Here is a 20,933-nt window from a genome sequence, read left to right as displayed (position 1 = left end):
AGCGGACCACCGCGCCCTCCGGAGCGACCACCCGCCTGGACGCTCCGTTCCCCCTCACCATCGATCCTGCCGGACTCACCCGCCAGTAGAGCTTGTCCGACGGCAGCCGGACCGGATCCCTGCCCCCGCCGTCCGGCGGGGGCAGGGATCCGGGGCCGTCAGGGCCGCACCGCCTCCAGCCGTACGGCGCACGCCTTGAACTCCGGCATGCGGGACGTCGGGTCCAGGGCCGGGTTGGTCAGGGTGTTGGCGCGGCCCTCGCCCGGCCAGTGGAAGGGCATGAAGACCGTGTCGGGGCGGATCGACGTCGTGATGCGGGCCGGGGCCACCGCACGGCCGCGGCGGGAGACGACCGCCACCGGGTCGCCCTCGGACGCGCCGAGGCGTTCCGCCAGCCGCGGGTGCAGCTCGACGAACGAGCCGGGCGCGGCGGCGTTCAGCTCGTCCACGCGGCGGGTCTGGGCGCCGGACTGGTACATCGACACGACCCGGCCCGTGGTGAGCAGCACCGGGTACTCCTCGTCGGGCTCCTCCGCGATCGCCCGGTGCGAGACCGGCACGAACCGGGCCCGGCCGTCCTCCGTGGCGAACCGGTCGAGGAACAGGCGCGGCGTCCCCGGGTGCGGGGCGGTCCCGGACTCCGACCCTGACCCGGCGGCCGGGGCGGGGCACGGCCAGAAGACGCCGTTCTCCTCGATCAGCCGCCGGTAGGTGATCCCGGAGTAGTCCGCGAGCCCGCCGGCGCTCGCCCGGCGCAGCTCCTCGAACATCTCCTCCGGGTCCGTCGGGAACTTCTTCTCCAGCGCCGCATCGCCGCCCAGCCGCGCCGCCAGCTCGTGCATGACCTCCAGGTCGCTGCGCACGCCCGACGGCGGGGTGATCGCCCGCCGGCGCAGCAGCACGCGGCCCTCCAGGTTGGTCATGGTGCCGGTCTCCTCGGCCCACTGCGTCACCGGCAGCACCACGTCCGCGAGCGCCGCCGTCTCCGACAGCACCACGTCGCACACCGCGAGGAAGTCCAGCGACCGCAGCCGCTCCTCCACGTGCGCGGCGCGCGGCGCCGACACCACCGGGTTGGACGCCATCACCAGCAGCGAGTGGACGTCCGAGCCGAGCGCGTCCAGCAGTTCGTAGGCGCTGCGCCCCGGTCCCGGCAGGCTGTCGGGGTCGACGCCCCACACCTCGGCGACGTGCCGGCGCGCCTCGGGGTCGGTGAGCTTGCGGTAGCCGGGCAGCTGGTCGGCCTTCTGCCCGTGCTCGCGCCCGCCCTGTCCGTTGCCCTGCCCGGTCAGGCAGCCGTACCCGGACAGCGGGCGCCCGGCCCGGCCGGTGGCCAGGCACAGGTTGATCCACGCGCCGACCGTGTCGGTGCCCTTGGACTGCTGCTCGGGCCCGCGTGCGGTGAGCACCATCGCGCTCTCCGGCTCGCAGAACATCCGCACCGTCTCCCGCAGGTCGGGCACCGACACCCCGGTGATCCGCTCCACGTACTCCGGCCAGTGCGCCATCGCCGCGGCCCGCGCGTCCTCCCAGCCGGTGGTGCGCTCGCGGATGTACTCCTCGTCGGTGCGCCCCTCGGCGACCACCAGGTGCAGCAGCCCGAGCGCGAGGGCGAGGTCCGTGCCGGGGCGGGGCGCGAGGTGCAGGTCGGCCTGCTCCGCCGTGCGCGTCCGGCGCGGGTCGATGACGATCAGCGTGCCGCCGTTCTCCTTCAGCTCGGTGAGGTAGCGCAGCGCCGGCGGCATCGTCTCGACCAGGTTGGAGCCGACCAGGATGACGCACCCCGTCTTCGGGATGTCCTCCATCGGGAAGGGGAGCCCCCGGTCGAGGCCGAACGCCTTGGTGCCGGCCGCCGCGGCCGACGACATGCAGAAGCGGCCGTTGTAGTCGATCTGGGAGGTGCCGAGCACGATCCGGGCGAACTTGCCGAGCGCGTACGCCTTCTCGTTCGTCAGGCCGCCGCCGCCGAAGACGCCGACCCCGTCCGGTCCGTGCTCCGCGCGGGTGCGGGCGAACGCCCCGGCGATCCGGCCCAGTGCCTCGTCCCATGTCGCGGGCACGAGTTCGCCGTCCTCACGGACGAGCGGCGAGGTCAGGCGCACCGCGGACGCGAGCACGGCGGGCGAGGTGCGTCCCTTGCCGCACAGCGCTCCCCGGTTGACCGGGAAGTCGGCGCGCTCCAGCACCTCGACGCCCCCGTCCGGCGAGGGCGACAGGTTCATCCCGCACTGCAGGGCGCAGTACGGGCAGTGGGTGGGCGTCGAGGCGTTGTCCATGTGCCCCAGATTGCGTCGGCCGTGTTACGTCCCGCGGCGATTCCTTGTTACACGCCCGGGACGGCGACCTCCCCGCCCCGCCCCGGCCGCCGTGAGGAGACGAACCCGCAGGTCAGCGTCCGACACCGGCGTCCAGTGCCCGCGCCAGCCCCGGCTCGCGCGGCCCGAGGAAGCGCGGATCGGGACGCAGGACGGCGTCCAGCGCCGCCTTCCCCGCCGCGGCGATCTCCCGCGCGCCCCCGTAGTACCAGGTGGCGTCGTGCCGCTCGTCGACGCCGACGCCGTACGACGTGACGCCCGCGGCCTCGCACAGCGCCACCGCCCGCCGGACGTGGAAGCCCTGGCTGATCAGCACCGCCTCCTCCACGCCGAAGATCTTCCGGGCCCGCACACAGGAGTCCCAGGTGTCGAAGCCCGCGTAGTCGCTGACGATCCGCGCGTCCGGCACGCCGCTGCGGGTGAGGTAGGCGCGCATGGCGTCCGGCTCGTCGTAGTCCGCGCGGCTGTTGTCGCCGGTGACCAGGACGGCCCTGATCCGTCCGGAGCGGTACAGCTCGGCCGCCGCGTCCAGGCGGTGGGCGAGATAGGGGGACGGCTCGCCGTTCCACAGGCCCGCGCCGAAGACGACGGCCACGTCGGTGCGGGGCGCGTCGGCGGTCGTGACGAGGCGGTCGCCGGTGGCGACGCGCAGCCACGCGGAGGGCAGCAGCGCGAGCACGCACAGCGCCATCACGGCCTGCGTCAGGCGCCGCCGGCCCGCCCTCGTGCGCGGCAGGCGCGGCGGCCACGGCCTCGGTCGGTGCGGCACGGCGTCCCCTCCTCCACCTCTGACCGGGAAGGACGCACCGCGCGCCGCTCCGGTTCACCGGGCCCTCACGGCGACCGTGCGTCGATGCGGTTCACGGCCCTCACAGCGACCGCGCGTTCACGGTGATGACCCGGAAAATACCCGTCACGGTCACGCAATGGGGGCGCAACGTCCCGCCCGCAAGCTCGACGCATGACGGCGCACCTCATGAACCGGACGACCGGCCACCTCCGACGCCCCGCCCCACCGGCGCTCGTCGTCGTGGCGCACGGCAGCCGCGACCCGCGCACCCTCGCCACGGTCCGCACGCTGCTCGACCGCGTCCGCGAGCTGCGCCCCGGTCTGCCCGTGCACCTCGGGCACATCGAGCTGAACGCCCCCCTGCTCCCTCACACGCTCGCCGCGCTCGGCGACCGCGAGGCCGTCCTGGTCCCGCTGCTGCTCAGCCGCGGCTACCACGTCAAGCAGGACATCCCCGAGATGGCCGCCGCGGCCGAGGCCCGCACCCGCGTCGCCGCCCCGCTCGGCCCGCACCCGCTCCTCGTGGACACCCTGTTGACCCGCCTGGCGGAGGCCGGCTGGCGGCTGCCCGCGACCGAGGCCGAGCGGCGCTCCGGCGCCGTGGTGCTGGCCGCGGCCGGCTCCCGCGACCCCGAGGCGGCCGTCGACACCGGCGACACCGCCCGCCTCCTCGCCGCACGCCTGGGCGTCCCCGTGGTCCCGGCCTACGCGTCGGCGGCGGCCCCGACGGTCGCCGAGGCCGTGCGCTCCCTGCGCGCCCGGGGCCGTACCGACATCGCGGTCGCGTCGTACTTCACCGCCCCGGGCCGCTTCGCCACGGAGTGCGCCGAGGCGGCCCCGTCGGTGGCGGCGGCCCCCCTGGGCGCCCACCCGACGATGGCCCGCCTGGTCCTGCACCGCTACGACGAGGCGGCGGCGACCGCCCCGGCCCCGCGGGAACGGGCGCTGGCGACGACCGCCTGAAGGGCACGCCCCCCGAGGGAAGACCACCCCTGTGCAGGGCACGCCTCCGCCGCAGGAAGACGCCCCCCTCAAGGGCACGCCCCCGCCGCAGGACCCCGTACTGTCGAACCATGGAAGGCAGCTACGACCCCAAGGCCCTCGCCCGCTACGCCCCCGAACCCGACAAGCGCCCCGGCCGCACAGCCTTCCAGCGCGACCGCGCCCGCATCCTGCACTCCTCCGCGCTGCGCAGACTCGCCGGCAAGACCCAGGTCGTCACCCCCGGCGCCACCACCCACCAGGCATGGGACCCCAGTCCCCGCACCCGCCTCACCCACTCCCTGGAGTGCGCCCAGGTCGGCCGCGAACTCGGCGAGGCCCTCGGCTGCGACCCCGACCTGGTCGAGGCCGCCTGCCTCGCCCACGACCTCGGCCACCCGCCCTTCGGCCACAACGGCGAGGAGGCGCTGAACGCGTTCGCCCGCGACTGCGGCGGATTCGAGGGCAACGCCCAGTCGCTGCGCCTGCTCACCCGCATCGAGCCCAAACGGTTCGTCCCCGACCCCGCCACCGGCGACCCGGTCAGCCTCGGCCTCAACCTCACCCGCGCCGCCCTCGACGCCGCCACCAAGTACCCCTGGCCCAACGGCGCCCACCCCACCGACCCGGCCTCGGGGAAGTTCGGCGTGTACGACGACGACCGTCCCGTCTTCGACTGGGTCCGCGAGGACGCCCCCGCCAGCCGCACCTGCTTCGAGGCCCAGGTCATGGACTGGGCGGACGACGTGGCGTACTCCGTGCACGACGTCGAGGACGGCCTGCACGCCGGCCACATCGACCCCAACTGCCTTCAGGCGGAGCCGGAACGGCACGCGGTCTTCGAGGCGGCGCTCGGCCGCTACGTCCCCGCCGGCACCGACCCCGCCGAACTCGCCGCGGCCCTCGACCGGCTCCAGGACCAGGAGTGGTGGCCGCACGGCTACGACGGCTCGGCCGTCGCCCAGGCCCGGCTCAAGGACGCCACCAGCCAGCTCATCGGCCGCTTCTGCCTGGCCGCCGAGGCCGCCACGCGCGCGGCGTACGGCGGCGGGCGGCTCACCCGGTACACCGCCGAACTCGTCGTGCCGCGCGAGACCCGTATGGAGTGCGCGGTGCTCAAGGCGGTCGCCGACCGGTACGTGATGCAGCGCGCCGAGCAGACCCGGCTCCGCGCCGACCAGCGGATCGTCGTCGCCGAACTCGCCGACGCGCTCACCGCCCGCGCGCCCGACGGACTCGACCCGCAGTTCCGCGCGCTGTTCGACCGGGCCGGCGACGACCGGGCCCGCAAGCGGGTGATCGTCGATCAGATCGCCGCCCTCACCGACGCGTCGGCGCGCTCCCTGCACGCCCGCCTCACCCGCCCCCGCTCACGGACCCGGACGTAACCCTCCGTGGCCTGATCGGGTCACTCCCTCTTCCCCCATCACGCTCCGTGCGGGACGCTCGCAGGTGGCGGAACGTTCACGAGGAGGCACAGTGGTCGACGCGGATCAGACATTCGTCATCGTCGGAGGAGGGCTCGCCGGCGCGAAGGCGGCCGAGACGCTGCGGGCGGAGGGCTTCAGCGGCCGGGTGATACTGATCTGCGACGAACGCGACCACCCCTACGAGCGGCCCGCGCTGTCCAAGGGCTACCTCCTCGGCAAGCAGGAACGCGACAGCGTCTTCGTGCACGAACCCGCCTGGTACGCGCGCCACGACATCGAACTGCACCTCGGCGAGACGGTCGCCGCCGTCGACCGCGCCGCGAAGACGGTCCGCTTCGGCGAGGACGGCACCGTCGTGCGCTACGACAAACTGCTGCTGGCCACCGGCGCCGAACCGCGCCGCCTGGACGTCCCCGGCACCGACCTGGCCGGCGTCCACCATCTGCGCCGCCTCGCCCACGCCGAGCGGCTCAAGGGCGTCCTGGCCGCCCTGGGCCGGGACAACGGGCACCTGGTGATCGCGGGCGCCGGCTGGATCGGCCTGGAGGTCGCGGCGGCGGCCCGCGAGTACGGGGCGGAGGTCACCGTCGTGGAGCCCGCCCCGACCCCGCTGCACGGAGTGCTCGGCCCCGAGCTGGGCGGCCTCTTCGCCGAGCTGCACCACGAGCACGGCGTCCGCCTCCGCTTCGGCGTCCGGCTCACCGAGATCGTCGGCCAGGACGGCGTCGTCCTGGCCGCCCGCACCGGCGACGGCGAGGAGCACCCGGCGCACGCCGTGCTCGCGGCGATCGGCGCCGCCCCGCGCACCGCCCTGGCCGAGGCCGCCGGGCTGGAGCTGGCCGACCGGGCGCACGGCGGCGGCGTCGCCGTCGACGCGCGCCTGCGCACCTCCGACCCCGACATCCACGCCGCCGGCGACGTCGCCGCCTTCCCGCACCCCCTGTTCGGCGACCGGCTGCGCGTCGAGCACTGGGCCAACGCGCTCAACGGCGGTCCGGCGGCGGCCCGCGCGATGCTCGGCCAGGACGTGACGTACGACAGGGTGCCGTACTTCTTCTCCGACCAGTACGACCTCGGCATGGAGTACTCGGGCTGGGCGCCCCCGGGCTCCTACGACCAGGTGGTGATCCGCGGGGACGCCGGGAAGCGGGAGTTCATCGCGTTCTGGGTGAAGGACGGCCGGGTACTGGCCGGGATGAACGTGAACGTGTGGGACGTCACAGAACCGGTCCAGCGGCTGATCCGCTCGAAGGCGCGCGTGGACCCCGAGGCGCTCGCCGACCCGCAGACGCCGCTGGACACCCTCTTCCCGTGAGTCCCGCGCCCTCCGCGGGCGGTCCGGCGCCGCACCACCCCCGTAGAATTCACGCGTGGCAGGACGGATCAACGACGAGGACGTGAAGGCGGTACGGGACGCGGTCCCGATCGACGCCGTCGTGTCCGAGTACCTCCAGCTGCGGAACGCGGGCGGCGGCAACCTCAAGGGGCTGTGCCCGTTCCACGACGAGAAGTCGCCGTCCTTCCAGGTCAGCCCCAGCAAGGGCCTCTTCCACTGCTTCGGCTGCCAGGAGGGCGGCGACACCATCACGTTCGTGATGAAGGTCGACCACCTCACCTTCTCCGAGGCGGTCGAGCGGCTCGCCGCCCAGGCCGGCATCACCCTGCGCTACGAGGAGGGCGGCTACAACCCCGCCCACCAGCGCGGCGAACGGATCCGGCTGGTCGAGGCCCACAAGATCGCCGCCGAGTGGTACGCGGAGCAGCTCGCGCTCTCGCCCGAGGCCGAGACCGGCCGGGTCTTCCTCGCCGAGCGCGGCTTCGACCAGGCCGCCGCCGTCCACTTCGGCGTCGGCTACAGCCCCCAGGGCTGGGACCACCTCACCCGCTACCTGCGCGGCAAGGGCTTCACCGACAAGGAGCTGATCCTCTCCGGCCTCGCCCAGGAGGGCCGGCGCGGCCCCATCGACCGCTTCCGGGGCCGGCTGATGTGGCCGATCCGCGACATCGGCGGCGACGTCGTCGGCTTCGGCGCCCGCAAGCTGTACGAGGCGGACAACGGGCCCAAGTACCTCAACACGCCCGACACCGCGATCTACAAGAAGTCGCAGGTCCTCTACGGCATCGACCTCGCCAAGAAGGAGATCGCCAAGACCTCCCGCGCGGTCGTCGTCGAGGGCTACACCGACGTCATGGCCTGCCACCTCGCCGGCGTCACCACCGCCATCGCCACCTGCGGCACGGCCTTCGGCGGCGACCACATCAAGATCCTGCGCCGGCTGCTGATGGACAACGGCTCGGCCCGCGTGATCTTCACCTTCGACGGCGACGCGGCCGGCCAGAAGGCGGCCCTGCGCGCCTTCGAGGACGACCAGAAGTTCGCCGCCGAGACCTACATCGCCATCGCCCCCGACGGCATGGACCCCTGCGACCTGCGCCTGGCCAAGGGCGACGACGCGGTCGCCGACCTGGTCCAGCCCCGCACCCCGCTCTTCGAGTTCGCGCTGCGCCAGATCGTGAGCCGCTACGACCTCGACACCCCGGCGGGCCGCGCCGCCGCCCTCGACGAGGCCGCCCCCGTCGTCGCCCGCATCAAGAACAGCGGCGCCCAGCACGAGGTGGCCGTCCAGCTCGCCGGGATGCTCGGCATCCTCGACACCCAGTTCGTCGTCAAGCGGGTGGCGCAGCTGGCCCGCTGGGCCCGCGACCGCGGCGGCAAGGGTCCCGCCCCCGACCGCCGCCCCGCCGCCCCGGCCTACGAGGCCGCCCCCCGGCCCACCTTGACCGGCCCCGCCCTCAACCTGCGCAACCCGGTGTACGCGACCGAGCGCGAGCTGCTCAAACTCGCCCTCCAGCGCCCCGAGTTGGTCTCCCCGGCCTTCGACGCGTACGGCGTGGACGAGTTCACCGCCCCGCCGTACGCCGCCGTACGCCAGGCCATCCTGGACGCGGGCGGCGCCGAGTACGGCGTCCAGGACCCCCAGGAGTACCTGGTCCGTGTCCGCGAGGCCGCCCCCGACGACACGGTCCGCGCCATGGTCACGGAGCTGGCCGTCGAGGCGATCATGCGCCGCGCGGTGGACGAGAACTACGCCGGCGAACAGCTCGTGCAGGTCCGCAGGCGGGCCGTGGAACGTCGCATCCGCGACGTCCAGTCCCAGCTGACCCGGCTGTCGGGCGGCGCCGACCCGGCCCAACTGGCCGCGGTGCAGAACGAGTTGTGGGTCCTCCAGCAGTACGACCAGTCCCTGCGCGAGCACGGAGCCGCGGCCCTCTGAGCAGGCCGTCACGGACCGGACGCAAAAAGTCACCGCACGACCCTCGTGGCGGGTGTGTGTCGTACCCCACACTGGGTCCGGTGCCCGAGCCGACGGAGCGAGGCCGTTCGGCTCCGTCCCCCGAGCAGCGCTGCGTTCGTCTCAGCAGCGAACATCCTGGAGGTCGCCCCCGTGCAGACCCAGACCCTCGTCCACACCGAGATGACCACCGACGGCGCGGAGCCGGACGCCGAGCCGGACGTGCTCGCGGCCGTGCCGCCGCAGAGCCGCCTGCTGCACCACCGCGAGGCCCTCACCGCGGCCCCGCCCGAGGCCGGGCCGGAGCCCAGGGCCGGCACGGAGCCCGAGGCCGTCGCGGAACCGGAGGCGAGCGCGCAGCCCGAGGCCGTCGTGGAGCCCGAGGCCGTCGTGGAGCCCGAGCCGGAGGAGCCGGCCGCCCCCGTGCGGGTGGAGCCCGGCGGACCGTCCTCGGACCTGTTCCGGCAGTACCTGCGGGAGATCGGCCGCATTCCGCTGCTCACCGCCGCCGACGAGGTGGAGCTGGCCCGGCGTGTCGAGGCCGGGCTGTTCGCCGAGGAGAAGCTGGCCGGCACCCCCGACCTCGACAGCGAACTCGCCCTCGACCTCGACCGGCTGGTCGTCATGGGCCGCATGGCCAAGCGGCGGCTGATCGAGGCCAACCTGCGGCTGGTGGTGTCCGTCGCCAAGCGGTACGTCGGCCGCGGGCTCACCATGCTCGACCTCGTGCAGGAGGGCAACCTCGGACTCATCCGCGCCGTCGAGAAGTTCGACTACGCCCGCGGCTACAAGTTCTCCACCTACGCCACCTGGTGGATCCGCCAGGCCATGTCCCGCGCCCTGGCCGACCAGGCCCGCACCATCCGCGTCCCCGTGCACGTCGTGGAACTGATCAACCGGGTCGTCCGGGTGCAGCGCCGCCTCCTCCAGGAACGCGGTTACGAGCCCACCGCCGCCGAGGTCGCCGCCCAGCTCGACCTCACCCCCGAACGCGTCGGCGAGGTACTGCGACTGGCCCAGGAACCGGTCTCCCTGCACGCCCCCGTCGGCGAGGAGGACGAGGTCGCGCTCGGCGACCTCATCGAGGACGGCGACGCCGCCTCACCCGTGGAGTCCGCCGCCTTCCTGCTGCTCAGGGAGCACCTGGAGGCCGTGCTGTCCACGCTCGGCGAGCGCGAGCGCAAGGTCGTCCAGCTGCGCTACGGCCTCATGGACGGCCGCCCGCGCACCCTGGAGGAGATCGGCCGCATCTTCGGCGTGACCCGCGAGCGGATACGGCAGATCGAGTCCAAGACCCTCAACAAGCTCCGCGACCACGCCTACGCGGACCAGCTGCGCGGCTACCTGGAGTGAGGAGCGGGGGCCGCCCGGCGGCGGCCCCCGCCCCGCCGGGTCAGTCCACCTCGGCCAGCGCCTGCGCGAACTGCGCCTCGTACAGCCGCGCGTAGGCGCCGCCCGCGGCCAGCAGCTCGGCGTGCGCGCCCTGTTCGACGATCGCGCCGTCCTCCATCACCAGGATCGTGTCCGCGTCCCGGATGGTGGAGAGCCGGTGCGCGATGACGAACGACGTCCGCCCGTGCGCCAGTTTGGCCATCGCCTTCTGGATCAGCACCTCGGTGCGGGTGTCCACCGAGCTCGTCGCCTCGTCCAGCACCAGGATCACCGGATCGGACAGGAACGCCCGCGCGATGGTGATCAGCTGCTTCTCCCCGGCGCTGACCCCGGAACCCTCGCCGTCGATCACCGTGTCGTAGCCGTCCGGCAGCGTCCGGACGAACCGGTCGGCGTGGGCCGCGCGCGCCGCCTCCTCGATCTCCCCGCGGGTGACCTCCCGCGGGGCGCCGTAGGCGATGTTCTCCGCGATCGTGCCGCCGAACAGCCAGGTGTCCTGGAGCACCATGCCGATGGCGGACCGCAGTTCGTCGCGGGACATGGCCGCGATGTCCACCCCGTCGAGCGTGATCCGCCCGCCGGAGACCTCGTAGAACCGCATCAGCAGGTTCACCAGCGTGGTCTTCCCCGCGCCGGTCGGACCGACGATGGCCACCGTGCGACCCGGCTCCACCGTCAGCGACAGATCCTCGATGAGCGGCTCGTCCGGCTCGTACCGGAACGACACGTGCTCCAGCGCCACCCGCCCGCGCAGCTGCTCCGGCCGCACCCCCGGCACCGGGTCCGCCGACTGCTCCTCGGCGTCGAGCAGTTCGAAGACCCGCTCCGCCGAGGCGACGCCCGACTGCACCAGGTTCGCCATCGACGCCATCTGCGTCAGCGGCATCGAGAACTGCCGCGAGTACTGGACGAACGCCTGCACATCGCCGATCGACAGCGAACCCGACGCCACCCGCAGCCCGCCCACGACCGCGACCAGCACGTAGTTGAGGTTCGACACGAACAACATCAGCGGCTGCATGATCCCGCTGTTGAACTGCGCCCTGAACCCCGCCTCGTACAGCGCATCGTTCTGCTCGGCGAACTGCCGCGCCGACTCCTCCTGCCGCCCGAACACCTTCACCAGCGCGTGCCCGGTGTACATCTCCTCGATGTGCGCGTTGAGCTTGCCGGTGGTGCGCCACTGCTGCACGAAGTGCGGCTGGGACCGCTTGCCGACGAGCGTCGCCACGTACAGCGACAGCGGCACCGTCACCAGGGCCACCAGCGCCAGGATCCACGACAACCAGAACATCATCGCCAGCACGCCGATGATGGTCAGCAGCGAGTTGATGAGCTGGCCCATCGACTGGTTCAGGGTCTGCCCGATGTTGTCGATGTCGTTGGTGGCGCGGGAGAGCACCTCGCCGCGCTGCCGCCGGTCGAAGTACGACAGCGGCAGCCGCGACAGCTTCTTCTGCACGTCCTCGCGCATCCGGTACATCGTCCGGTTGACGACCCGGTTCACCAGCCGCGTCGCCACCGCCATCAGCAGCCCCGCGCCGGCGAACACCGCCAGCGCCAGCAGCAGCACGTCCCCGACCGCGCCGAAGTCGATGCCCTCGCCCGGCCGGAAGTCCGTGCCGCGCAGCATGTCGGCCACGTCCCCGTCGCCGCGCTCGCGCATGGCCTCCAGGACCTCCGCCCTGCTCTCGCCGGCCGGCATCTCCCGCCCGACGATGCCCGCGAAGACCAGGTCGGTGGCCCGCCCGAGGATCGCCGGACCGGCCACGCTCAACGCCACGCTGACCACCACGCACGCCACCAGCGCGGCCAGCGTCAGCCGCTCCGGCCGGAAGTGCCCCATCAGCCGTCTGCCCGAGCCCCGGAAGTCCATCGAACGGTGCTCGGGGCCGGTCCCGGCCATCATCCGTCCCATCGGACCGGCCATCAGGCGGCCTCCGCTTCCGTCAGCTGGGAGAGCACGATCTCCCGGTAGGTCTCGTTGTCCGCCATCAGCTCGTGGTGCCGGCCCGTGCCGACCACCCGGCCCTCGTCCAGCACGACGATCCGGTCCGCGTCCCGGATGGTCGACACCCGCTGCGCGACGATCACCACCGTCGCCCCGGCCGTCTCCCGTCCGAGCGCGAGCCGCAGCGCGGCGTCGGTGGCGTAGTCGAGCGCGGAGAAGGAGTCGTCGAACAGGTAGATCTCGGGCCGCTGCACCAGCGTCCGCGCGATGGCGAGCCGCTGCCGCTGGCCGCCGGAGACGTTGGTGCCGCCCTGCGCGATCGGCGCGTCGAGGCCGTTCTCCAGCCGCTCCACGAACTGCCTGGCCTGCGCCACCTCCAGCGCGTGCCACAGCTCCTCGTCCGTCGCGTCCGGATTGCCGTACCGCAGATTGGTGGCGACCGTGCCCGCGAACAGGTACGGCTTCTGCGGGACCAGGCCGACGGTCCCGGCCAGCAGCTTCGGGTCCAGCGTCCGTACGTCCACCCCGTTGACCAGCACCTCGCCCTCGGTGGCGTCGAACAGCCGTGGGACCAGGCCCAGCAGGGTGGACTTGCCGCTGCCGGTCGAGCCGATCACCGCGGTCGTCTCGCCGGGGCGGGCCACCAGGTCCACGGCCCGCAGCACCGGCTCCTCGGCCCCCGGGTAGCGGAAGCCGGCCCCGCGCAGCTCCAGATGCCCGTGCCGGCGCAGCTCGGTGACCGGGGCGGCGGGCGGCACCACGCTGGAGGAGGTGTCCAGCACCTCCTGGATGCGCTCGGCGCACACCTCGGCGCGCGGCACCATCATGAACATGAACGTGGCCATCATCACGGCCATCACGATCTGCATCAGATAGGCGAGGAACGCCGTCAGATCGCCGATCTGCATCCCGCCGCTGTCGATGCGGTGCGCGCCGAACCACACCACCGCGATCGACGACAGGTTCACCACCGTCATCACGATCGGGAACATCAGCGCCAGCAGCCTGCCGGTGCCCAGCGACACCTCCGTCAGCTCGGCGTTGGCCCGGCCGAAGCGGCGCTGCTCGTACTCGTCGCGCACGAAGGCGCGGATGACGCGGTTGCCGGTGATCTGCTCGCGCAGCACCCGGTTCACCGTGTCCAGACGCTCCTGCATCGACCGGAACAGCGGGCGCAGCCGGCGCACGATCAGCGTCACCGCGAGGCCGAGCACCGGCACGACGGCCACCAGCACCCCGGACAGCGGCACGTCCAGGCCGAGCGCCATGACGACGCCGCCCACGCACATGATGGGCGCGGACACCATCAGCGTGAACGACATCAGGGCCAGCATCTGCACCTGCTGGACGTCGTTGGTGGTCCGGGTGATCAGCGAGGGGGCGCCGAAGTGGCCCACCTCGCGCGCGGAGAACGACTGCACCCGGTCGAAGACCGAGGCCCGCACGTCACGGCCGAGCGCGGCGGCGGTACGGGCGCCGTAGTGCACGGCGCCGATGTTGCACACCACCTGCGCCAGCGAGACGCCGATCATCAGGCCGCCGTGGCCGAGGATGTAGCCGGTGTCGCCCGCGACGACACCGTTGTCGATGATGTCGGCGTTCAGCACCGGCAGGTAGAGGGTGGCGCAGGTCTGCACGAACTGCAGCAGCACCAGCAGGGCGATGGGTTTTCGGTAGGGCCTGAGATAGGTCCGCAGGAGTCGTATGAGCACGCTGCTTCTCTCGGAGTGTGGGCGACGGGGGCCGGTCGCTTGCCCCTGGCACCCATCGTCGGGCACTCCACCCGCGTTACCTCAACCGATTAACCCATCAGGCGGGTGCCACGGCGCGGAACGCGCCGGGACGGGCCGGCTCCCGCGAGGGTCCCGGGCGGCACGCGCCGGGACGCGCCCGCCCCGCCGGCGGACGGAACGCGCCGGGGTGCGTCGGCTCGCACACAAGGGCGGCACGCACCGCAGCGCGTCCCACCCCCTCCACAGGCGGACGCCGATGGGTCCGCGCCTCGCCCTACGGGCGGAACGCCCCCGGATGGGTCTGCTCCCGCACCGACACGAACTGCTGCCGCACGGCCTGGCCCACCGCCAGCTCCTCGCCCGGCTCCAGCACCTGGGCGACCGCGCCCTGCCAGGCCGGCGGGGTGTGCGGGTCGAGGGCGCCCCGGGACACCCCGAGCGCCCAGGCCGCCTGCCGGGCCGCGCCCATCGCCGCGTAGTCGGCGGGCTGCGGCACCACGACCTGCGCGCCGAACAGCGACGGCGCCGCCGCCTGCACGGCCGGCAGCTCCGCGGCGGCCCCCAGCAGGAAGATCCGCCGCACCTCCACCCCGCGCCCGCGCAGCACGTCGAGGGCGTCCGCGAGCCCGCACAGCATCCCCTCGAACGCCGCCCGCGCCAGATGCTCCGGCTTCATCGACTCCCGCCGCAGCCCCGTGAGGGTCCCGGCGGTGTGCGGCAGGTTCGGCGTGCGCTCGCCCTCCAGGTAGGGCAGCAGGACGAGGCCGTGGGCGCCCGGCGTCGACTTCATCGCCAGGTCGGACAGGCTCTCCAGGTCGGGCAGCCCGAGCAGCTCGGCGGTGCCGCGCAGGGCGCGCACGGCGTTGAGGGTGGTGACGACGGGCAGGTGCATGCCGGTGGCGTCGGCGAGGGAGGTGATGGTGCCGGTGGGGTCGTACAGCGCCTCGGGGTGCACGGCCATCACGGACCCGGACGCGCCGAGCGACACGACCGCGTCGCCCGGACCCAGGCCGAGCCCCAGGGCGGCGGCCATGGTGTCGCCGGTGCCGGCGGAGATCAGCAGCCCCTCCGGCGTCGTACCGGCCGCTTCGGACGGGCCGATGACCTCGGGCAGCACGGCCTGCCGGCCGAGCGCGAGTTCGACGAGGTCGGGCCGGTAGGCGCCGGTGGCGGCGGACCAGTACCCGGTCCCGGAGGCTCCGCCCCGGTCGGTGGTGCGGCGCACCGGCCGCCCCAGCAACTGCCACACCAGCCAGTCGTGGGCCTGGAGCAGCACGGCGGTGCGGGCGGCGGCCTCGGGCTCGCTGCGGGCCAGCCAGCGCAGCTTGGTCACGGCGTGCGCGGCCTGCGGCACACAGCCCACGGCCTGCGCCCACGCCTCGCGCCCGCCGAGCGCGTCGACCAGATCGGCCGCGGCGACCTGCGCCCGCTTGTCCGCGCCGACCATGGCGGGCCGTACGGTGCCGCCCTGGGCGTCCAGCGGCACCACCGCGTTGGCCTGTGCGGAGACCCCGATCGCCTGGACGCCCTCGAGCAGCCCGCCGCCGGCGGCCTCGCCGAGGGACAGCAGCCAGGCCTGCGGATCCACGTCGCTGGGCCGGCCGCCGCCCTCGGTGTTCTCCACCGGGTGCGGCGCGTACCCCTGCCGGAGCACGGCCCCCGTGTCCGCGTCGCAGACGACGATACGAGTGAAATCGGGCGAACTGTCCAACCCGGCGACTATCCCCATGCCGGAAATTCTGCCGTACCGCCCGGGGTGCCCGTGCCGAACGGTCGGTCAGGTGGCGCCGGTCCCCCAGTCGTCGGCCCCGGTCCGGGAGCCGTTGCGCTCGCGCAGCGACCGCACCCGCTGGGCGACCGAGTCGGGCATCCGGTCCCCCATCCGGTCGCTGACCACGTGGTACGCCTTGCCGGCGAACTCGCGGCCCTGGTGGGCGGCGGTCTCCGCGGTGTTGCGGACGGCCGGGTTCTGGGAGATCTGGCGTGCGGACTTCTTCAGCTGTTCGTAGCGTTCCCGCCCGGCCCGTGTCCCCAGCACGTAACCGAGGGCGAGTCCGACGGCGAACGTGAGCCGGTAACGCATGACGGCCACCCTTCTACAGTTGGTCTCCGGCACCCCGGCCGGAGCCGGGAGGTACTGATTGGCGGAGCACCCCCCTGCTTGCGCTAATGTATGTGTCGCAGCGAGCGCGCGCCCCCTGGCGGATACCCGGGCGGACGCGTTCGATGCACCTGGGGCAATCCTCCGTAGCTCAATTGGCAGAGCAGCCGGCTGTTAACCGGCAGGTTACTGGTTCGAGTCCAGTCGGGGGAGCTCGGTCCTCCGTAGCTCAATTGGCAGAGCAGCCGGCTGTTAACCGGCAGGTTACTGGTTCGAGTCCAGTCGGGGGAGCAGCCTGAACGAGGACCCTGCGGGGTCCTTTTTCATGTCCGGGGGAACCGTCCGGGCCGCGGCGGAGTCCTCAAGGTCGTGCGAAGCCGGCCGCCCGGAGCAGGAGATCGTATGAGCGGCTATGCTGCGGCAGACGGCGCGCACACATGTACGCGACACGCCGCTATGGGGCGGTAGCTCAGCCGGTTAGAGCAGCGGACTCATAATCCGTCGGCCGTGGGTTCGAGTCCCACCCGCCCCACCACCACCGCTACGCGGGAAGACTCGCCCCGACCGGCACTGGCGGGAGCCGTCCGTACTCGCGCCCGTCACAGCGGCGCCGCCGGCGTCGATGCACCCCTCCCGGCCCTCCGGCGCTTCGCTTTGGCAGCCATCGCTCCGACCAGAAGACTGGTACCAGAAAATGGTACCAGTCTTGTACTGTATCCCGTACCGGTCACAGAAGGGTGCGGCACATGACCATAAGCGCCAGCGAGGCCCGCAAGGATCTCTTCCCGCTCATCAAGCGGGTCAACGACGACCACACCACCATCCGTATCAGCTCGAAGGGCGGCGACGCCGTCCTCATGTCCGCCGACGACTACGAGTCCTGGCAGGAGACGGTCTACCTCCTGCGTTCACCCGCCAACGCGAAGAGGCTCATGGAAGCCGTCGCCCGCGACAGGGCGGGCTCGGGGACGGTCGCGAAGACCCTTGACGAGTTGCGGGAGCTGGCCGGGGGAGAGGAGTGAGGAGCGTCGACTTCGACGCGGACGGATGGGAGGACTTCCTGTTCTGGCTGGGGTCCGACCGGAAGATGGCCCGCCGGATCACCCGGCTGATCGGCGAGATCCAGCGCACCCCCTTCGACGGCATCGGCAAGCCCGAACCCCTCAAGGGCGACCTGTCCGGCTATTGGTCCCGCCGGATCGACGACGAACACCGCTTGGTGTACCGGGCCGACGACAAGGAAGTGAAGATCCTCAAGGCCCGGTACCACTATCACGACTGACGTCCCCCGGACGGCGCGGCTCCCGGCCTGTGTGGCCTGCGTCCTGATGCCGCCCGTCCGGTCCTGGCCGGCCGCTCGGTCCGCTCGGCCGAGAGCCCGTGATTTCTCGGGATTCCCGCGTGATGCCCGTTCTGTGCGGTATTCGTGGCGCGCATCGCCCCATCGGTTTATCGAATGGCATTTCCGTTGTGGTGGGCCTCGATCTGTTTCTAGTATTCCTCTCAGGAAATTGAAACGCCGCCCCCCTGAAGTTGCTCCCACCCCCGAGAGGAACCGGAAAATGCGGAAGACCCTTCTTTCCCGTCACGGAAAGGTTCTCACCACCCTGGCCGCCGCCGCCGTGCTGGCCGGTGTCGCCCAGGTCGCGGTCGCCAGCCCGGCGCACGACCTGACGGCCGTCACCACCGCCGAGGGCGAGTTCATCCAGCCGCACGACCTCCGCGTCCGGAACGTGACCGACGTGGTCGAGCAGACCCTGACGATCCAGCCCGGCGGCGACACCGGCTGGCACATCCACCCCGGCCTGGTGGTCCTCACCGTGCAGAAGGGCACCATCACCCGCCGGAACGCCGACTGCACCGAGGAGGTCTTCCCGCAGGGCACCTCCTTCATCAAGCAGGGCAACATGCCGCTGAACGGTGTCAACGAGGGCACCGAGCCGATCGAGCTGCACCTGACCTACCTCAAGCCGGAGGGCACCCCGCTGCGCTACGAGCGCGAGGCGCCGAAGTACTGCGACTTCGACTGAGCCGGCCGGCCGGCTCGGTCCGGCCACCCCGGAACCGCCCTTCGTCCGCACCGGACGGAGGGCGGTTTTCTCGGTCCTTCGGTGGGGAGCGGGCAGCGTGGCGGGAACGTGTTCCGGGCGGGTCGGCTCGAATGCGCGAGGGTGGAATTCTGGACCGGGCTTCCTGTACCGGCCGTCCGTAATTCGCCGCCTCCGGGCCGGAAAAGAGAATACGGCGGAGCGGGTTTCTCACCCGCTCCGCCGTATCGTTTTTTCTGATCCTTCCGGTTTTCTAATCCTTCCGGTATTTCCTTCCGGGCGGCCGTGTCACGCGGCCTCCTGGAGGGCGCCGCGGTAGGACGCCAGGCGGCCCGTACGACCGATGGTCAGGGCGCCGACCAGGCGTCCGGCCCGGTGGTAGCCGACCTCCAGCCGACGGCGTGCCAGGTCGTACTCCACGACGCGGGCCTCGTCCGCGGCGGAGGGCAGGCCCACCGAGCGGATGCGGGCGCCGTACAGGTCCGACCAGAAGGACGGCACGGCCGTGAACGGCTCGGCGGTGCCGGGCGCCAGCAGGGTGGCGGCGGCGGCCGCTCCCTGCTCCACGGCGTTGGTCCAGTGGCCGAGCGCCAGGCGCTCGCCGCCGGCCAGCCGGTGCGGCACCCGTGCCACGTCGCCCGCCGCGACCACGCCCTCGGCCACCGAGCCGTCGTCGCGCAGGGCGCGCAGCCGGGTGTCGCAGTGGACGCCGCCCTCCAGCCGGAGGCCGGAACCGGCCAGCCAGCCGGTGGACGGCACCGCTCCGAGCGCGAGCACCGCGGTGTCCGCCGACAGCGTGGAGCCGTCGGACAGTTCCACGCCGCTGAGCCGGCCGTCCGGCCCGGTGTGGAAGCCGCTGACGGTGCTGCCGGTGCGCAGGTCGATGCCGGCCTGCCGGTGCAGGGCGGCGATGTAGGCGCCCACCGCGGCGCCGACGGCCCGCTCCAGGGGCTGGGCGGCGGCCTCCACCAGCGTGACGTCCACGTCCCGGGCGCGGGCGGCGGCCGCGATCTCGCCGCCGAGGAAGCCGGCGCCGATGACGACCAGCCGCCGTCCCGGTTCGAGACGGGTGCGCAGTTCGAGCGCGTCGTCCCAGCCCCGCAGGGTGATCACGCCGGGCGGGGGCGGCTGCTCGCCGGGCCATTCGCGGGCGGCCGATCCGGTGGCGATGACCAGACCGTCGTACGGCACCCGGTCGCCGTCGGCGAGGGTGACCGCGCGCGCGTCGAGGTCGAGGCCGACCGCGGCGCTGCCGAGGCGCCAGTCGGCGTTCAGCGCCTCCGCCTGCGGCAGCCGGGTGACGGGCGGGGTCTCGGCGGCGGTGAGCACCTGCTTGGACAGCGGCGGCCGGTCGTAGGGCGGATGGGGCTCGTCGCCGACGACGGTCAGCGTGCCGGTGAAGCCCTGGGCGCGCAGGCCCTCGGCCGCCCGCAGGCCGGCCAGGGAGGCGCCCACGACGACGACGGCTCTCATGAGGCGGGCGAGACGGTGATGGCGCGCAGCGGGCAGACGGCGGCGGCCTTCTCGGCCTTGTCGAGCAGCGCGTCGGACGGGTCGGCCTCGTACACGAGGTAGTCCTCGTCGTCGAAGGAGAAGATCTCGGGCGCTGCGAAGACGCACTGCCCGTGGCTCTCGCAGATGTTCATGTCCACGGTGATGTGCATGGCTGGCTCCGTTGCGGTCGGGGGCCTGGGAGGGACGGGGATGGTGGGGGGTGGGGCCGGGCTCAGGTGAGCACCGGAGGGTTGAAGCGGGAGTAGCCGGGCTCGCTCCAGCGCAGGGGGGAGGCCGCGGAGACCTCCCGAACGGCCTCGACCGAGAACTCGACCAGGCGCTGGGCGCCGGGCACCTTGGCGATCTCCTCGGGGTCCCACACGGTGCGCGCGGTGCCGGACAGGTGGAGGACCGAGCCGGTCCGCCAGTCGGGCACCAGGATTCCGGCGGCCGGGTTGAGCCGCAGGTTGCCCAGGGTGAGGAACATGGCGTTGCCCACGTAGTCGGGCCAGCGCAGCAGGGTGGGGGAGAGGACCTGGAGGAAGCCGGGGTTGCCGCCGCGGTGCGAGGCGTCGGCGTCGCCGCGGTCGGAGGCGGTGGCGACGAAGAACGTGTCCGCCGCGCTCACGGTCCGCTGCTGGGCGTCGGTGAGCGCGTCGCCGGTGGTGACGGCGCGGGCGGCGGCCGGGTCCGGGGCCTCGACGGTGTAGTCGCGCTTCTGCAGGTACTTGGGGCAGTTGGCGATCACCTGGTCCAGGTCCACGCGCAGGCCGTCGCCGGTGCGGTGGGCCCGGCCGTTGATCCGCATCCGCCGGCGGGTGGCCGGCTCGATGGCGATCATGCCGATCCTCGCCGGGGCCTGGGGAGTCGGACCGTCGGCGGACGCCGCCGAGCCGAGGACGCCGGCGAGGGGGTCCTCGGGCAGCGGGAGCGCGTCCATGAGGAGGGTGCGCGGGTCGGGGACCCGCAGGAAGCCGGGCGTTCCCGTCAGCTGGGTGGCCCAGATGCGGCCGTCGGCGTCGGCGCCGCCCAGCACGATCATCGGCTGCTCGGCGAGGAAGTCCCGCGCGACGGGCGGGACGGTCTCTCCGATGCCGCCGAGCGAGAACCGGGCCTGGTCGGCGAGGCCGGCCAGCTCCTGCACCGCGATCTCACCGCTGTGGTAAGTGCCCACGGCGTCTCCTTTCCGAGCGTCGGATGCGTCCGTGTCGCATACGGGCGTTGCGTTGTGTTGCGGGTGGCCGGTGCGGCGGGGCCGCCTGTGCGGGCGATCCCACGTCGCAACCGTTGACATCAAATTTAGCGGTTAGGGGGCGATCAATCAACCACTGATCAAGGAATGACCGGTTGTCATGGGTGGGCGGGGCCGGCTGTCGTCGTGCGACGGGGGCCGTATACCGGTGGA

The 20,933-nt window shown here is 73.0% G+C and carries 17 protein-coding genes and 3 tRNA genes; 11 read left to right on the top strand and 9 right to left on the bottom strand.

Annotated elements, in window-relative coordinates:
* Positions 1–158: 158 nt before the first annotated feature.
* Together ACZ6KF_RS01760 and ACZ6KF_RS01755 are read right to left on the bottom strand one after the other, a co-directional pair.
* Positions 159–2,276, bottom strand: a complete 2,118-nt coding sequence (locus ACZ6KF_RS01760; RefSeq protein ID WP_356627666.1) for a molybdopterin oxidoreductase family protein — start codon at positions 2,274–2,276, stop codon at positions 159–161.
* Positions 2,277–2,388: 112 nt separating this feature from the next.
* A complete protein-coding gene (locus ACZ6KF_RS01755) occupies positions 2,389–3,006 on the bottom strand; it encodes a SanA/YdcF family protein (RefSeq protein ID WP_356627766.1) in 618 nt (205 codons plus the stop codon).
* Positions 3,007–3,276: 270 nt separating this feature from the next.
* On the opposite strand from ACZ6KF_RS01755, the gene ACZ6KF_RS01750 reads away from it, so the two are divergent.
* From ACZ6KF_RS01750 to ACZ6KF_RS01730, 5 genes are all read left to right on the top strand, one after another.
* Positions 3,277–4,068, top strand: coding sequence for a sirohydrochlorin chelatase (locus ACZ6KF_RS01750; protein WP_356627665.1), 792 nt, complete (start codon positions 3,277–3,279; stop codon positions 4,066–4,068).
* Between the two features lie 110 nt (positions 4,069–4,178).
* On the top strand, positions 4,179–5,474 hold the full coding sequence (locus ACZ6KF_RS01745; RefSeq protein WP_469236788.1) for a deoxyguanosinetriphosphate triphosphohydrolase: 1,296 nt from the start codon (positions 4,179–4,181) through the stop codon (positions 5,472–5,474).
* Positions 5,475–5,565: 91 nt separating this feature from the next.
* Positions 5,566–6,831: an NAD(P)/FAD-dependent oxidoreductase gene (locus ACZ6KF_RS01740; protein ID WP_469236786.1), complete on the top strand. Its 1,266-nt coding sequence runs from the start codon at positions 5,566–5,568 to the stop codon at positions 6,829–6,831.
* Between the two features lie 55 nt (positions 6,832–6,886).
* On the top strand, positions 6,887–8,791 hold the full coding sequence (gene dnaG, locus ACZ6KF_RS01735) for a DNA primase (protein WP_356627662.1): 1,905 nt from the start codon (positions 6,887–6,889) through the stop codon (positions 8,789–8,791).
* A gap of 153 nt (positions 8,792–8,944) precedes the next feature.
* A complete protein-coding gene (locus ACZ6KF_RS01730; RefSeq protein WP_469174642.1) occupies positions 8,945–10,162 on the top strand; it encodes an RNA polymerase sigma factor in 1,218 nt (405 codons plus the stop codon).
* A 40-nt stretch (positions 10,163–10,202) separates the two neighbouring features.
* Here the strand turns inward: ACZ6KF_RS01730 and ACZ6KF_RS01725 are convergent, their stop codons facing one another.
* The 4 genes from ACZ6KF_RS01725 to ACZ6KF_RS01710 form a co-directional block, all read right to left on the bottom strand.
* Complete coding sequence (locus tag ACZ6KF_RS01725) at positions 10,203–12,131, bottom strand: ABC transporter ATP-binding protein (RefSeq protein WP_469158576.1); 1,929 nt, start codon at positions 12,129–12,131, stop codon at positions 10,203–10,205.
* A complete protein-coding gene (locus ACZ6KF_RS01720) occupies positions 12,131–13,864 on the bottom strand; it encodes an ABC transporter ATP-binding protein (RefSeq protein ID WP_356627660.1) in 1,734 nt (577 codons plus the stop codon). The genes ACZ6KF_RS01725 and ACZ6KF_RS01720 overlap by 1 nt, the downstream gene beginning before the upstream one ends.
* A 295-nt stretch (positions 13,865–14,159) precedes the next feature.
* Positions 14,160–15,614, bottom strand: a complete 1,455-nt coding sequence (locus ACZ6KF_RS01715; RefSeq protein ID WP_469158577.1) for an FGGY family carbohydrate kinase — start codon at positions 15,612–15,614, stop codon at positions 14,160–14,162.
* 48 nt (positions 15,615–15,662) lie between these two features.
* Positions 15,663–15,968 (bottom strand): YtxH domain-containing protein, encoded by a 306-nt coding sequence (locus ACZ6KF_RS01710; protein WP_356627658.1) that lies wholly within the window; start codon positions 15,966–15,968, stop codon positions 15,663–15,665.
* A 158-nt stretch (positions 15,969–16,126) separates the two neighbouring features.
* Between ACZ6KF_RS01710 and ACZ6KF_RS01705 the strand changes: the two genes are divergently transcribed.
* The 6 genes from ACZ6KF_RS01705 (at position 16,127) to ACZ6KF_RS01680 (ending at position 18,016) form a co-directional block, all read left to right on the top strand.
* A tRNA-Asn gene (locus tag ACZ6KF_RS01705) sits at positions 16,127–16,199 on the top strand.
* Positions 16,200–16,204: 5 nt separating this feature from the next.
* Positions 16,205–16,277, top strand: a tRNA-Asn gene (locus ACZ6KF_RS01700).
* A gap of 167 nt (positions 16,278–16,444) precedes the next feature.
* Positions 16,445–16,521 (top strand) — tRNA-Ile (locus tag ACZ6KF_RS01695).
* Positions 16,522–16,732: 211 nt separating this feature from the next.
* Positions 16,733–17,008 (top strand): type II toxin-antitoxin system Phd/YefM family antitoxin, encoded by a 276-nt coding sequence (locus ACZ6KF_RS01690; protein ID WP_356627657.1) that lies wholly within the window; start codon positions 16,733–16,735, stop codon positions 17,006–17,008.
* On the top strand, positions 17,005–17,268 hold the full coding sequence (locus tag ACZ6KF_RS01685) for a Txe/YoeB family addiction module toxin (protein ID WP_469236782.1): 264 nt from the start codon (positions 17,005–17,007) through the stop codon (positions 17,266–17,268). Before ACZ6KF_RS01690 ends, ACZ6KF_RS01685 begins: the two co-directional genes overlap by 4 nt.
* 280 nt (positions 17,269–17,548) lie before the next feature.
* Positions 17,549–18,016 (top strand): cupin domain-containing protein, encoded by a 468-nt coding sequence (locus ACZ6KF_RS01680; protein ID WP_469157963.1) that lies wholly within the window; start codon positions 17,549–17,551, stop codon positions 18,014–18,016.
* A gap of 306 nt (positions 18,017–18,322) precedes the next feature.
* Here ACZ6KF_RS01680 and ACZ6KF_RS01675 read toward each other — a convergent pair whose 3' ends face one another.
* From ACZ6KF_RS01675 to ACZ6KF_RS01665, 3 genes are all read right to left on the bottom strand, one after another.
* Positions 18,323–19,507, bottom strand: a complete 1,185-nt coding sequence (locus tag ACZ6KF_RS01675; protein ID WP_356627654.1) for an NAD(P)/FAD-dependent oxidoreductase — start codon at positions 19,505–19,507, stop codon at positions 18,323–18,325.
* Positions 19,504–19,698, bottom strand: a complete 195-nt coding sequence (locus tag ACZ6KF_RS01670) for a ferredoxin (RefSeq protein WP_356627653.1) — start codon at positions 19,696–19,698, stop codon at positions 19,504–19,506. Before ACZ6KF_RS01670 ends, ACZ6KF_RS01675 begins: the two co-directional genes overlap by 4 nt.
* Positions 19,699–19,760: 62 nt before the next feature.
* Positions 19,761–20,702 (bottom strand): pyridoxamine 5'-phosphate oxidase family protein, encoded by a 942-nt coding sequence (locus ACZ6KF_RS01665; protein ID WP_469236781.1) that lies wholly within the window; start codon positions 20,700–20,702, stop codon positions 19,761–19,763.
* Between the last annotated feature and the right edge of the window lie 231 nt (positions 20,703–20,933).

Source organism: Streptomyces sp. NPDC046379 (assembly GCF_055587785.1).
The sequence above is the reverse complement of the archived record's forward strand: the minus strand, read 5'-3'. Positions and strand labels throughout refer to the sequence as shown.